This is a genomic window from Brevibacillus laterosporus (genome assembly GCA_007833815.1).
Classification (GTDB): Bacteria; Bacillota; Bacilli; order Brevibacillales; family Brevibacillaceae; genus Brevibacillus_B; species Brevibacillus_B laterosporus_D.
Map to the genome: position 1 here is coordinate 3,546,803 of CP033464.1, position 13,298 is coordinate 3,560,100.

The window sequence follows — 13,298 nt, forward strand, 5'->3', positions numbered from 1 at the left end:
TGACGAAAAAATCGAAACTGAAACATTTAGAAATAGTTCAGTCTGCATTGATGGCTCTATCCGCATTCTGAGGAACCTGTAGGGTTCCTTTTTTGAGTTTATTTTCTAACATTTATTGTTCTATGACAAATACGATACCGACTTTCACTTGGCGAAAATATCTAACGATGAAATGGATTTTTTTAATCCTAACATCTCAGGATCGTCAGGATTAAGTGTTGATTCTTAGAGAAGGGAATTTCTTGTATAAAGCTAATTTGAGAGAGATTGTTAATAATATGATCCCAAGGGAGAATCATGGTTAAAATTGATTTATTTTAAAATAATTAAAACTTAACCTAACATCCAATGTAAAAGGCCCATTTGTTGAAATTTTTTCCTTTAGGAAAGAACTATAGCAAATGGGCCTTTTTGGTAACGGAATTTGATGGCAAAAGCCTATATCCCAGCAACAGTACTACACGTTTCAGCGCTTGATATTCCAAAAAGTTGCACATACATATGAATATGTGCATTTTTCCGTTACTAGTGAAAATGTGTCGATTTTTTGAAATTGTATGTTATTATTTCGAAAAAGCATATAACTTATTTTGTGATAAATTCCAATATATGTTAAGTTTTATGGAAATATAAATAGCGAGGTGTTATCGTTGCAACAACATTCAAAGATGCCGGTAGTGACAATAAACCATTTGCTCGTTTATGTTAAAGAAGAAATTCATTTTGTCCAGCCTTTTTTTCATAATCCTCATTTTTTCATTGTAACAAATAAGGATGCACAAAGCGTAGATTTCATGTGCTCACATGGTGAGATGAGAAATGATGATTCTTTCGAGAAAAAAATGATAGCGCTCTCAATGAAGACGATCCAAGAAGCAACCTTTACAAAAGCTCCTGCTATTCGTTATGGAGAAGAAATGTATCCAAAATCACTGCAGGGATGGATCAGTCTAGGAAGTCCTGTGTATATAAATAATAAAAAAAAGGGGTATGTTAGCTTGAACTATCAGTCAGAAGAGCATATTTCCTACATAGTAAATATTTTTTGCTACATCATAAAAACAGTGGAAAGGCGATTAAATAATGCCGGACCTTCCCACAAGGAGCAGGAATTGAAGAAGAAATTCAAAGACTTACAGCTAACCAAGAAAGAGTGTGAGATTGCCTATTGTCTTCTTGAAAATATCTCTATCAAAGATATTTCAAAACATCATTTTATTTCGGTAGAGACAGTTCGAACACACGTGAAAAATATCTACAACAAAGTTGGTGTAAACAACAGAGTAGACTTAATTAGAACGTTTGTATAACGATACTTACAAAAATCCCCCGTAAAGGTGATTTTAATTATTTGTGAATAGAATATAATAAAAATTGTAAAAGTTACCATTTGAAAATAAATGATATTTTTATCATGGTAATCTAAAATGGTGATTTTTTCAAAGTGGTTCGAGGGTTTTTATATCTCTAGCGCGTTCTTCCATGGAATAGAGTGTAATCCCGAGCACCACAGTTGAAATGTAAGTTAACTTAAAAAATTTTAAACATGTGAATGGAGGATGAAAGGTATGGGATGCCAATATGAATGTCCAGATGCAGTTAAAAATTGGGCTTATCAAGATTATCAGTGTCACCCAGTAGAGAAAAAATATTATAGACATGTTTATGCTGTGTGCATGAATGGTCTTAATGTGTATTGCAAAACAGAGTGGAGCACCAAGTGTTAGAATAAACACATAGATTAGGATAAAAAGGGAAGGAACACTCTATACCAATATAGAGTGTTCCTAGTCCTTTATCTGAAGTGGAGGGTTAATAATGGGGACAGACAATCATAAAAAGTTTCTTAAAAACCCAGATCGTTTTTTTGAAAAGATCGGTAGTTCTTTTCCAGAAGAAATGAATCTAATGAAAGATGGATCATCCGTAGACTTTACATGGGTTCGTAAGGAAGCTTGTGGAACAATTATCTACATAATGAGTGAATCATGCAAATTTTGTAGATATGATGCCATAAAAGAGTTCGCTGACAAATACAATAAATTTTCTTATATGATTTTCTTATATGGTTCAGAGGAATATAAGGAACAGATAAGAGAAGAGTATGGGATTTCATTTCCGATCGAGTTAACGGATCTGAAAGAAATAGGAGAAAAACTATTTATAGAGTTGGTTCCCACTATGATTGCTATGAATCGTGTAGGTCAAATTATCACTTGCGGTAGTTTTCGTAATGAAGTAGAGTCGCTTGAAATGAGAATGGAACCGTTTCTTCAAGTTTATTACTCCTTGGAGAGTTGTTAAAAATGAATGTGAATGACAGAGACTCTGTAAATAAAACGAGCAAGAAAGAGAGCTTGGGATTTTTTCAGAGCATGCAACATAGAAAAAGCCTGATGCTGTATGCATGCAAAATCGTTTGGAATTTTAATAAAACCTATATGCTTTTGGTCGTTTCCTTAAGTATAATTCTTGCTCTTCAATCAAACGCAATCATTATCGTGAACAAATATACAATTAACAATCTTATAAGTTCGCAAGTATACCTTGCACTACTTGGAATTGGAATGATGCTCTTCCTAGAACTGCTTCAGGAGGGCTTTGAACTTTTCCTGCGATTCTATAATACAAAATGTGATGAACAATTTTCCATTTATAGGGAACAAATACTATTTAACAAGCTGGCAAGTATGGGTTTATTAGAACGTGAGCATCCCAGCTTTTTAGGAAAGCTACAGATATGGTCACTTGGATTGATGAAAATACAAGCCACTTTTCAAACAGGGGTACAATGTGTAAAGGCGTTACTTACAGGCGTACTTTCCATTTATGTGTTGGTTAGTGGTTATTGGCTCATAGGTGTTATTATCATTTTGTTTTCACTTGCCAAAAGCGTATTTGTGTTTAAGGTTATCGATCCACTTGTAACGATGAATATGCAGATGGCTCGCGCCCATAACCTCACTACATACTTTAGAGATCTACTAGTAAAAAAAGAGGCACAAAAGGAATTTCTCCTCATGCAAGCTTTCTCCTTTTTTAAAGATAAATGGCTACGATCGAAAACAAACATCATGAACATGAACATAGATATTACGAAATTAAATGTAAGACCAGAACTGATAAGTAGTCTGTTATCGATGTGTAGCAGATTAATTATTATGATTATGATGGTCTTTCTTGTTATTGATAAGAAGATGACCATTGGGGATTTCATTGCGGTATCTTTGGCTGCCTCCTTGGCAGAAAGAAATATCCTGTCTCTGTTCTTACAATGCAAAAATCTACTAGAGAACCTGCGCTACGTAGAGGAATATGAGAAGATGGACTCTACCACTCAAAGCGTAGAGGATAAACAAGTGGCAACAACAGACTTTCAACTAAAGCAAGGTATAGAGGTAGTGGATTTAACCTTCACTTATCCAAATAGGCTAGTACCAGCTCTTCATAACATCAATCTCTCTATAAAAAAAGGAGAGAAGATTGCTATTATCGGGGATAACGCAGCTGGAAAATCAACGCTGATCAAACTATTGCTAGCCTTATATCATGCTCCAGATAACACGATTTTTTATGATGGTGTGGAACAAAAACAGATAGATGTTGCTGGCTTATGGAAAAGGTGCGGAGCTATCTTTCAGGATTTTATGAAGTACAAGATATCTATCCATGAAAATATCTGCTTGGAAAATGAAAAGAAAGATGATCAGGAGTTATATCATCTTCTCGAACATCTGAATATACAAGATTTTTATCAGTTAGAAAATGGTCTTTCTACCATGATTGGTGATATCCATGAGGATTCGGTGGATTTGTCAGGTGGCCAATGGCAAAGAATTGCACTAGCTCGACTATTATATCGTAATCTGGATTTTATAGTTTTAGATGAACCGACTTCCGCCCTAGATCCGAACAGTGAAGTGAAAGTATTTGACGATATCCTAGACTTAGCTAAAGATAAAACACTCATCGTCATTTCCCATCGAATTGGAATCGGAAAAAAGGTAGATCGTATCTATTATATGCGGCAAGGAAGTATTATCGAGCAAGGGAGTCATCAGCAATTGATGGATGCAAAAGGTGAATATTTTCAGACATGGGAACGCCAAAGCGAGTGGTATAATTCAGAATTAGTTTACGAAAGTAGGGGGTCATAATACGATGTCTAAAAAACTAGTTCGTGATACTGGTTTAGAAATAGGCACAAAGATTCCACAGATTCATTTCACAAATTGGGATTCGTCACAGGTAGAGTTGAATTTTTTACCTAAGGGAGCAGCATTGGTTTTTGTCTCTGTTTTTTGTTCCTATTGTATTGATTTGCTACCTCACCTTCGATCAATAAGTCAGTGTGAGGATATGCAACTCTACCTTTTTTCAGACGGAGAAATAGAGGATCATGCTGAAATGGCTGATTATTTTGAGTGGGAATTCCCGGTTATTCAACTCAAACATAAAGAAATGAGCGAAATCTTTGAGATTACCTATCACCCGTTTCTTCTTGTTACCGATTCTCAGGGTGTGATTATTAGCAAAGGGGATATATATCATGTGGAGGATTTTCGTAAAATAGTAGAAAGTGCTTTATTACCATGATGTTGTATCTTCTCTTGCTCCCGTATGGTTTTTCGTTCCTCTTTTTTGTTTCGGCTGTTACGAAGTGCCTTTCTTTGTTTGATTTTAAGCAGGCTATTGTACACTTTGATGTAATATCCAGAAAATATGTAGCAATCACTTCCTATCTGGTTATTATCATGGAATTAGCTCTGGCGGTTTGTTTTTCTCAATTAGTATTTTTACATGCCGCTTTTATTCTGACTTCCTTGGTGATGATATTTTTTATTGCGTTGTTTGTGAGAGCTATTAAGCAGAAAAAGAATTTTGCATGTAGCTGTTTTGGAGTCAGTACGAACAAGACAAACATGAAGCTGGCAATCTTTCGTAATAGTATCCTGTTAGTAGGAGCTATATGGGGAATATGTATTGCCAATCATGTAGAGACGTTACCATATGCCCAAGAACATATCATGTTTTATCTTATCTCAGTAGCTTTTCTCATACATGTCTATAAGGAATTACATATTTTGCATAACATACAAAAGAAAATAAGGATGATTGTACCATGGTAAATTTCATGCTCAGTCTTTGGGGCATCATACTTGTTTTTATCATAGGAATGAGGATTATAAAATCTTTTTATTATAAAAATTATCTACAAATCTATGTGTCTGATAGTGAGGAGATAACGGAATTACATGATAAAAGTGTCTTTTTGTTTTTGTCTTATACTGATCCTAGTAACGCTGAATATCTTAGTGAAATGAACCGTCGCTTGCCCGAGTATCAGGTTTACGTCATCTATAAGGCACCTGAATGGAAAGCAAGGGTATTTTCACGCCAAGTAAACGAACAAACGAAGCTACGAGTTGATGAACAAGGGATAATATCTGATGATTTAGGTATTTCTGCCTTTCCCGCTTACCTTACCTATCATGCGATTTTTAAAAAAATATGGATAGTACGTTTTCACATGTATTAAGATAAAATGCGAGGTGTTACCAGGACATGAATAGTCAATTACTAGTCGTAGATAAAGCCACTTTTAGAAAAGAACATAAAAAACATATAGTAGGGCATATCATAAATGAAATTACAGTTCCAGCACTACCTTATGTGCATACATTTCATATGTTCATTGCTTTGAAAGAGCTACCTGATCAGGCAACTTTTGAACTTCAACTAAAAATAAAAGATCGTAATGGAAAAGATGTTGGAATTTCGAGTCCCGTAACGATGTATCATGAGCGCAAAGAAGACCAATCTTCAGCAATGGAAACATCTTTAAACATGTCTATGGTACTTAGTCTAGAAGGGACGTATACAGCTGAGCTATACTATGATGGAGAAGTGGCAACGACTTATCCAGTAAAGGTACGTATGGAACATATGTAGTAGTAACATATGACTATTTTCTAATTGTGAGTAACATATAGAGCAATCGTATTTATGGAAGCTACCAATTTAGGATGGTAGCTTTTTATTTTGAAAAAAACTTTTGAAACGAAAGCAGCTTTAGAATCTGGGTGATACCAAGGATTTTGTGGCATCGTGTCATGTAATCGTATCGCGAACAAACGTCTATGCGGCACTGCGATCTTTATGGGATATTACTAATTCCTAGTACACGTATTGGAGACTGGCTAGAAACAAACGTTAAATGGGATTGGAAATGTCCATAACGCTTGGTAAATGAAATGACATACACTCTTCCGCTACAAGTCAAGCTAAGTTGTCGAGTACTTAAAAATAAAAAATCATGAGTAGAAGGAACAAAGAATAGTTATTATGATAACTTTCTTGCTTCCGATTAGTAGCGTGTTTGTGGTGAAGAATGCTGGAATATCAAACCTATTTTGTTGCAAAAAAGGTTTATTAATGGTAAAGGAGAGATGTGTTATGGATAAACGCAGGAAGAAAATTTTTCTTTTTTTAACGCTGATTGTTTTATTGGGAATTTTTCCATATTATAAAATCATTAGTGCTGGTTTAAAAGGGAATGGATTATATGTTTTCTTACTAATGTGGGTACCTGCCATTTCAGCGATTACTGTTAAACTTTTGTTTGATAAAAATGTAAAAAATTTAGGTTGGAAATTAGGTGAAGGAAAGTATGTAGTGATATCTTATGGTATTCCATTAGTTAGTGCTATACTTGTTTATTCAATAGTATGGAAGACAGGAATTGGAGGCATCGATTTTAGTAAGATAAGTATAGTTAACATTTTATCGATTGCTACCATAGGTGTTGTGGCCAGTGGAGTGTCAGCTATAGGTGAAGAAATAGGATGGAGAGGTTTTCTTGTACTGGAGTTGTTTAAAAAATTTTCATATACAAAAACAGCTATCATAACCGGTGTCATATGGAATATATATCATTACCCTCCTTTGCTTTTCAGTGATTACAATAACGGAATTTCAGTATTATCTTCATTTATTTTTTTCACAATAAGTATTTTTTCAATAACCTTTATAGCAACATGGCTAAGAATGAAGTCGGGAAGCATGTGGACTGGTATTATCATTCATGCATCTCATAATTGCTTTATTCAGGGGTTATTTGATCCTATTACAATTGATAAACAACACACAAAATTATTTACAACGGAATTTGGCATAGGATTAGCGACCGTTTATACGATAATAGCATTCTATTTTTGGAAAAGAAGAGATGAACTTTCAAGTGCTTGAAGTAAAGATATAAAGTAAGTATATTAATTGATATCGTAAAATAATCTAACCCTCCGGTAAATATAATCTTCCGGAGGGTTAGATTATTTTCGCGATTTCAGCAGCTACAGGCTGAAGTGTCAAATAGTTATCTAGATCGTCGTAAGAAAAGCCAAGAGCGGTTTCCATCAGGAAGCAGAGGACGATTATCTTCAAGGTCTGCTGTAGGAATTTTCAAACATAAAAAATTTGGTGCTCCAAGGGATTGCAGGATTTGTCTGACTTGACTTTTTGTCAGACCGGAAAGAGGAACAATATCCGCTCCTCCATCACCATATTTTGTGAAGAATCCGGTAGCTGCTTCGACCGCTTGATCAGTCCCAAGGACTAATAATCCTAAGTGTGCAGCTAAATCAAACAGAACCTTCATTCGTTTCTTGAGTAAGCTCATCGCAAGCAACACGAGCCATTATACCGACCAAGGTTGAATCAATACCGCCGCTTATCCCAACAACGTACCCTGTCACGATATTCTGTTTCTGGTAGCGTATTTATATGAACATTTAAGGATTGATTAATCTCTACTTGTTTATTCATCCTCAACGAACCTCCTTCACATATAATTGATGCTTCTTGATGTAGTTCAATACTTCGTCAGGTAAGAGAAAACTAGCCTCACCGTCATTGCGAAGTTCACCACGAATATAGCTAGAGCTAATCCCCATACTAATTCCTTTAGACATCGTAAGGAAATTATCGTCGTTATTACGTAATAACGGGTCCTTAGCGATTAAATCATCGGAGTGATATCCTTCCCGTGCCATGACGATGAACTTGTTGTTCTTTACTAATTTTTCGGCGTTACCCCAAGTTGATATTCCTTCTAATAAATCTGCTCCCATGATGAAAAAGAATTCACCTTGCGGATATATCTTTTTAAAATAGTTCATTGTATCGTAGGTGTATGTTTCTCCAGGCAAGGCATTCATTTCAACAGTAGAGATTTCAAAAAGAGCTTCACCAGAGCTGTTCTTCTTGTTTTTGCATGTTTCTAAGGCGAGTTCAAGCATTTTCAACCGGTGGTGATCTTCTGTTTGAAGAATTTTATCTCTACGCAGAGAGGAGCAGGGAACAAAGAATACTTTATCGAGACGTTTGCGTTTCGCCACCGCAGCAGCTGTAAAAAGATGAGAATAGGTGATTGGATCAAAACTACTTCCATAAATGCCATAACGCATTAAAGTTTCCCCCTTTTTTTTACATTTGGAAAGCCCGCATTGTCAAGCATTTTTCGCGGTCTCTTTGATAAGAAGGCTAAATCACCACTATCTAATCGAATACCAGTAAGCTTTTGTCCACGTTCTTCCATCCGTTTCGCTACTGTAATGGCATTATTTCCTATTTCAATAACACTTTGCCCATCAGCTGCTGTCACAATTCGAGATGCTATCTTCCTCATACATTTTTTTGGACCGCAGATAATCAATGTCACTCTCATTAAAGTAGAGATTTTCTACGATATCAATGAGGCGGTAAAAATCATCAAATACAACTTGTGTGCGGTGTACATCCTTTTTATATAAAGCATACATTAGGTTGTTTACAATTATAGCAAACATGGATATAGCGATATACTTTTTTGCGGATTTTGTACTCTAATCTAAGCTCTGATTGACTGAAAAAAACGATATCCTGTACGCTAAGGACTACCGGCATCGATTTTTCCTTATATAAGTGGTAACAATGAATCAAGGCTAGCCCTCCACTTTTGATCGAACGTATACGTACCAAGGAAGTTGATATGTTCCCATTCTAACAATGTAATTCTGATAAAGAAAAGAAGTAGGTGTGCTGATCATTTTTTGCGCTTTGCAAATATACGACCAAGTTGTATAATAAAAAAACCGATCGGTCTTAAAAAATGACGTATATCTTCGGTAAATGGAGGCAAGTGGATTCATGGCTAATCGTAAGGGAGAACAAACCAAAGCACTGATCGTGCAAAAAGCGTCGAAACTTTTTAACCGCCAAGGATATATGGCTTCTTCGATATCTGGCATAATGCACGAGACTGGTCTTAAAAAAGGAGGGATTTATAACCATTTCGAAAATAAAGAAGAACTGATGCTGAGCGCTTTTTCCTTTTCCATTCACACGATGAGCCAATTCTACTCTGAAGCGCTGGCAGGAAAAAAAGGCTGCATGGAACGTCTTCTTTCCATCGCTTCCGTATTTGAAAAGCTTGCTGAAAACGAACTCTTGCCTGGTGGCTGTCCTATTATGAATGCAGCGATTGAGGCAGATGACGCAGACCTCTTGCTACGAGAAAAAGCTTGTGTAGCAATGGAGGATTTGCTCGGAATGGTTCGCAATCTTGTTGAGAAAGGCATAGAGAAGGGGGAGGTTAACCAAGGTGTAGACTCCGAATTTGTGGCGATCGTATTTATCTCCACGCTGGAGGGGGCGCTAATGCTGAGCAAACTATACAGGAACCCGAAGTACATGAATAGAGCAGTGCTTCATCTAAGATCGTTTCTTGCTTTAGAACTATGCCAAGCTGTCTAAAATAAAGCCGTTGGTGGCTTTATTGCACAAAAACAGACCGATCGGTTTTAAAAAACATCTAATTAGGCTACCTGAGATTGTACCTGTTCGAGTCATTTCTACAGACAGCAACCTTGCAGACTTTAACGCCGATGAGACACCACGCGTTACGACTCTGGAGAAAATGGCTGCCTTGAAGCCGGCATTTATTCCTGATGGTATCATAACAGCTGGAAATTCAAGTCCGATTAAATACGGAGCATCTTTATGCTGACAGGAATCATTCCCGCCTCAGTAGTTCTGGCTTGGGAAAGAGAGATAAAACCTGATCCTGACAAAGTGAATGTAAATGGTGGGCCATTGCTCTAGGTCATCCTCTGGGAGCAAGTGGAGCCAGACTGATCACAACGATGCTGCACGAGCTGGAAAAACGAAAAGCACGTTACGGATTCGCCACTGTCTGCATCATGCACGGGATGGCGGTTGCTACGATCATCGAGTGTGAAGAATGAGAGGAGGAAATGAAAATGAAACCTTGGCTGTCTCAACTGCAGAGACTGATGAACAAAGACGTGCCCGAGCCAGCAGCACTTGTATGACACTCCAGGGAGAAAAGGCCAATGGACGTTAGTTTCAGTGAGTAAGGAGTTGGGTACCGTGAAAAACATGACAATGAATGATCATCCTACCGTAAAACAGCATTACCGAAAGATGGAGAATGTTCAGAGAAGCGACGTTAGCATCCTCGATACAGAGTTGCTACGAGATCGATGCCTGCATGCAGGGGCTGACGATGTCGGATTTGTCTCTGTGGACCGACCTGAACTAGCCGACCAGAGAGAAGAGATTTTAAACCTATTTCCTGGCGCGAGGACGCTGATAAGTTTCGTCTGCAGAATGAACCGTGAACCCTTACGCTCGACTGCCCGATCCATTGCTAACTCGGAATTTCATCATGTGCTCGATACTGTAACGCATATTGGGCATCAAATCGTGAAAGAGCTTGAAGAACACGGAATCAAAGCGTTGAACCCGCCGGCAGGCTTCCCGATGGAGCTGACACGGACCGGAAAGGCATGGGTCATTTCGCATAAACCTATTGCCGTGGCTGCGGGACTTGGACGAATTGGCATTCACAGAAATGTCATTCATCCGAAGTTCGGCAACTTTATCTTGCTGGGTACGATCATTACGGATGCGATCATGACTTCAGAAAGCCACCCCATAGATTACAATCCGTGTCTGGAATGCAAATTGTGCGTGGCAGCTTGTCCGGTTGGGGCGATCGGTGCTGATGGGCATTTTAATTTTTCTGCCTGCTATACGCACAACTACAGGGAATTTTCCGGTGGTTTTACGGATTGGGTGGAAAGCATTGCTGATAGCAAGACCTCGAAAGAATACCGGGCCAAAGTGAATGACGCAGAAACCGCATCGATGTGGCAGAGCCTCTCTTTCGGGGCCAACTATAAAGCCGCCTACTGTCTGTCCGTTTGTCCAGCAGGAGAAGATGTGATCGGTCCATTTCTTGCCGATCGCAAGAACTTTTTTCAAGAGATTGCCAAACCACTGCAGGATAAAAAAGAAATGGTTTATGTCGTTCCAGGTTCTGACGCGGAGGAGTATGTGAAAAAACGTTTTCCGCATAAACAAGTACGGCCTGTGAGCAATGGCTTACGTTCGAAATCAATTCGGTCATTTTTGGCGGTTCTTCCTCATATGTTCCAAAGAAATCAAGCGAAAGATTTAGCAGCTACCTATCATTTTACATTTACAGGAGAAGAAGAGGCCCAAGCAACTGTTGTCATTCAAAACCGGACCCTTTCTGTAAAAGCGGGACATATCGGAGATGCCAACTTCCAACTTATTGCAGACAGTCAAACATGGATTCGTCTTCTTGCCAAAGAAACAGGGATATTGTCAGCCGTCTTGTCCGGCAAAATTCGCACAAAAGGCTCTTTAAATCTTCTTAAGGACTTTCGTAGGTGCTTTCCGTCATAAATTGCGCTGAGTATTTGTCGATAAACCAAATAGCTATAGGAGGGTTTAAGATGTTAAACAAAGATGTCGTCCTATGCACTGAAGAAAATGGAATCGCAAGAATTACACTAAACAGACCGGAAGCACTAAATGCATTAAACCGAGATGTACTTGAACAACTTTCGTTCTTCTTGGACAGGGTAAAAACTGCTTCTAGTGTAAAGGCAGTGATAATTACCGGTGCTGGGGAAAAGGCATTTTCCGCAGGAGCGGACATTCAGTTTCTCAATAAAGCGACTCCTCTAGAAGTGCGGGATTTAGCTCAGCTAGCTGTTACGGTTACGAATAAAATCGAATCATTGGGAAAAGTAGTTGTTGCTGCTATTAATGGATTTGCACTAGGAGGCGGGCTTGAGTTAGCTGAATCCTGCACGCTCCGTGTTTCTACTAATCATGCTAGATTAGGACATCCTGAAGTCCGTATTGGAGCTGTTGCTGGTTTTGGAGGAACCACAAGACTTCCCAGACTTATTGGAAAGGGTCGGGCTGCAGAACTGTTACTCACTGGAAACTCGATAAGTGCAGACGAAGCGTACAGACTAGGATTAGTTAATCGGATTGTTGAACCTGATTTGCTACTATCAGAGGTAGAAACTCTTATCCTAGAAATTTTGTCTCAAGCTCCTCTCGCAGTAAAACTGACTTGGGAGGCAATTCATCGTGGGGGGGATCTAACGTTAGAGGAGTCAGCGCTTCTTGGTGCAGATTATTTCGGTTTGATTGCTTCTACAGAAGACTTCAGAGAAGGAACCAAATCATTTTTAGAAAAGACCCAACCATCATTTAAAGGTAGATAATCGAACCTATTTATTTGCACCAACCAAGTCTGAAAAAGATAACAAGGTAATGAACCAATAAAATACGAAATTCGTATAATGTGGCGGTTACCCTTTAAGAAAGAACAAGGTCGGTTAAAGGAATGTGAATGGAAAATAAAGTTTGATCGATAATAATAAAAGGTATTCGACCCGAACCGAATCATGTAAAAGAAAGGACGATCCCAATGAAGATTAAACTAACTAGTATATTTGTAGACGACCAAGACAAGGCTCTTACATTTTATACGGAGATTTTGGGCTTTGTTAAAAAAAACGAACTGCCAGCTGGAGAATTTAAATGGTTAACTGTTGTCTCGCCAGAAGGACCGGACGATATTGAGTTACTTCTCGAGCCACTTGGTCATCCTGCTGCCAAGACATTCCAAAAAGAAATGTTTGAGGCAGGCATACCTTTAACTGCATTTGCTGTTGAGGACATTCACAAAGAGTACGAAAGAATGAAAAAACGGGGTGTGGTGTTTAAGACGAAACCAATAGACATGGGAGGGACAGCCATTGCCGTATTTAATGATACGTGTGGTAACCTCATACAACTCTTTCAGGGATGATAACTAACGCTAAGCAATTCCAAGCTTGGAATTTTAACAGATAGAGTAGTGAACCTTTCTGACCGCAAAAATGCCGGTATCCTCTACGAAAAGGATTACC

13 protein-coding genes and 3 pseudogenes are annotated in these 13,298 nt (G+C 38.2%); 13 read left to right on the forward strand and 3 right to left on the reverse strand.

Features of this window, described 5'->3' with window-relative positions:
• Positions 1 to 650: 650 nt before the first annotated feature.
• The 8 genes from EEL30_18175 (at position 651) to EEL30_18210 (ending at position 7,248) form a co-directional block, all read left to right on the forward strand.
• A complete protein-coding gene (locus EEL30_18175) occupies positions 651 to 1,310 on the forward strand; it encodes a helix-turn-helix transcriptional regulator (GenBank protein ID QDX94048.1) in 660 nt (219 codons plus the stop codon).
• 508 nt (positions 1,311 to 1,818) lie between these two features.
• Complete coding sequence (locus EEL30_18180) at positions 1,819 to 2,304, forward strand: hypothetical protein (protein QDX94049.1); 486 nt, start codon at positions 1,819 to 1,821, stop codon at positions 2,302 to 2,304.
• Between the two features lie 2 nt (positions 2,305 to 2,306).
• Complete coding sequence (locus EEL30_18185) at positions 2,307 to 4,157, forward strand: ABC transporter ATP-binding protein (protein QDX94050.1); 1,851 nt, start codon at positions 2,307 to 2,309, stop codon at positions 4,155 to 4,157.
• A gap of 4 nt (positions 4,158 to 4,161) precedes the next feature.
• Positions 4,162 to 4,596 carry an alkyl hydroperoxide reductase gene (locus tag EEL30_18190; protein QDX94051.1) on the forward strand — a complete coding sequence of 145 codons (435 nt, stop codon included), beginning with the start codon at positions 4,162 to 4,164 and terminating at the stop codon, positions 4,594 to 4,596.
• A 74-nt stretch (positions 4,597 to 4,670) separates the two neighbouring features.
• On the forward strand, positions 4,671 to 5,129 hold the full coding sequence (locus EEL30_18195; protein QDX95818.1) for a hypothetical protein: 459 nt from the start codon (positions 4,671 to 4,673) through the stop codon (positions 5,127 to 5,129).
• Entirely contained in the window at positions 5,123 to 5,539 is a 417-nt protein-coding gene (locus EEL30_18200) for a hypothetical protein (GenBank protein ID QDX94052.1), read from the forward strand. The genes EEL30_18195 and EEL30_18200 overlap by 7 nt, the downstream gene beginning before the upstream one ends.
• A 26-nt stretch (positions 5,540 to 5,565) precedes the next feature.
• Positions 5,566 to 5,952 (forward strand): hypothetical protein, encoded by a 387-nt coding sequence (locus EEL30_18205; protein ID QDX94053.1) that lies wholly within the window; start codon positions 5,566 to 5,568, stop codon positions 5,950 to 5,952.
• Positions 5,953 to 6,345: 393 nt separating this feature from the next.
• Entirely contained in the window at positions 6,346 to 7,248 is a 903-nt protein-coding gene (locus EEL30_18210; GenBank protein ID QDX94054.1) for a CPBP family intramembrane metalloprotease, read from the forward strand.
• A 78-nt stretch (positions 7,249 to 7,326) separates the two neighbouring features.
• Here EEL30_18210 and nadE read toward each other — a convergent pair.
• The 3 genes and pseudogenes from nadE to EEL30_18225 all read right to left on the reverse strand — a co-directional run bounded on the left by nadE (position 7,327) and on the right by EEL30_18225 (position 8,874).
• Positions 7,327 to 7,824: pseudogene (gene nadE, locus EEL30_18215) on the reverse strand (NAD(+) synthase).
• Positions 7,825 to 7,826: 2 nt separating this feature from the next.
• The gene (gene nadD / locus EEL30_18220; protein QDX94055.1) at positions 7,827 to 8,465 is read right to left on the reverse strand and encodes a nicotinate (nicotinamide) nucleotide adenylyltransferase; all 639 of its coding nucleotides are present in this window, start codon (positions 8,463 to 8,465) and stop codon (positions 7,827 to 7,829) included.
• 17 nt (positions 8,466 to 8,482) lie between these two features.
• Positions 8,483 to 8,874 (reverse strand): annotated as a pseudogene (locus tag EEL30_18225) (hypothetical protein).
• Between the two features lie 312 nt (positions 8,875 to 9,186).
• Between EEL30_18225 and EEL30_18230 the strand changes: the two are divergent.
• The 5 genes and pseudogenes from EEL30_18230 to EEL30_18250 all read left to right on the forward strand — a co-directional run bounded on the left by EEL30_18230 (position 9,187) and on the right by EEL30_18250 (position 13,198).
• Positions 9,187 to 9,792, forward strand: coding sequence for a TetR/AcrR family transcriptional regulator (locus EEL30_18230; GenBank protein QDX94056.1), 606 nt, complete (start codon positions 9,187 to 9,189; stop codon positions 9,790 to 9,792).
• Positions 9,793 to 9,955: 163 nt separating this feature from the next.
• Positions 9,956 to 10,283 (forward strand): annotated as a pseudogene (locus EEL30_18235) (hypothetical protein).
• Between the two features lie 154 nt (positions 10,284 to 10,437).
• Positions 10,438 to 11,772 (forward strand): 4Fe-4S ferredoxin, encoded by a 1,335-nt coding sequence (locus EEL30_18240; GenBank protein ID QDX95819.1) that lies wholly within the window; start codon positions 10,438 to 10,440, stop codon positions 11,770 to 11,772.
• Positions 11,773 to 11,822: 50 nt separating this feature from the next.
• On the forward strand, positions 11,823 to 12,608 hold the full coding sequence (locus EEL30_18245) for an enoyl-CoA hydratase (GenBank protein ID QDX94057.1): 786 nt from the start codon (positions 11,823 to 11,825) through the stop codon (positions 12,606 to 12,608).
• Positions 12,609 to 12,814: 206 nt separating this feature from the next.
• The gene (locus EEL30_18250) at positions 12,815 to 13,198 is read left to right on the forward strand and encodes a VOC family protein (GenBank protein QDX94058.1); all 384 of its coding nucleotides are present in this window, start codon (positions 12,815 to 12,817) and stop codon (positions 13,196 to 13,198) included.
• Positions 13,199 to 13,298: the final 100 nt, after the last annotated feature.

Coding starts and splice junctions, on each gene's coding strand:
- EEL30_18240 (QDX95819.1), top strand. CDS start 10,438: ATGACAATGAATGATCATCCTACCGTAAAACAGCATTACCGAAAGATG.
- EEL30_18245 (QDX94057.1), top strand. CDS start 11,823: ATGTTAAACAAAGATGTCGTCCTATGCACTGAAGAAAATGGAATCGCA.
- EEL30_18205 (QDX94053.1), top strand. CDS start 5,566: ATGAATAGTCAATTACTAGTCGTAGATAAAGCCACTTTTAGAAAAGAA.
- EEL30_18200 (QDX94052.1), top strand. CDS start 5,123: ATGGTAAATTTCATGCTCAGTCTTTGGGGCATCATACTTGTTTTTATC.
- EEL30_18185 (QDX94050.1), top strand. CDS start 2,307: ATGAATGTGAATGACAGAGACTCTGTAAATAAAACGAGCAAGAAAGAG.
- EEL30_18190 (QDX94051.1), top strand. CDS start 4,162: ATGTCTAAAAAACTAGTTCGTGATACTGGTTTAGAAATAGGCACAAAG.
- nadD (QDX94055.1), bottom strand. CDS start 8,465: ATGCGTTATGGCATTTATGGAAGTAGTTTTGATCCAATCACCTATTCT.
- EEL30_18230 (QDX94056.1), top strand. CDS start 9,187: ATGGCTAATCGTAAGGGAGAACAAACCAAAGCACTGATCGTGCAAAAA.
- EEL30_18210 (QDX94054.1), top strand. CDS start 6,346: ATGATAACTTTCTTGCTTCCGATTAGTAGCGTGTTTGTGGTGAAGAAT.
- EEL30_18180 (QDX94049.1), top strand. CDS start 1,819: ATGGGGACAGACAATCATAAAAAGTTTCTTAAAAACCCAGATCGTTTT.
- EEL30_18250 (QDX94058.1), top strand. CDS start 12,815: ATGAAGATTAAACTAACTAGTATATTTGTAGACGACCAAGACAAGGCT.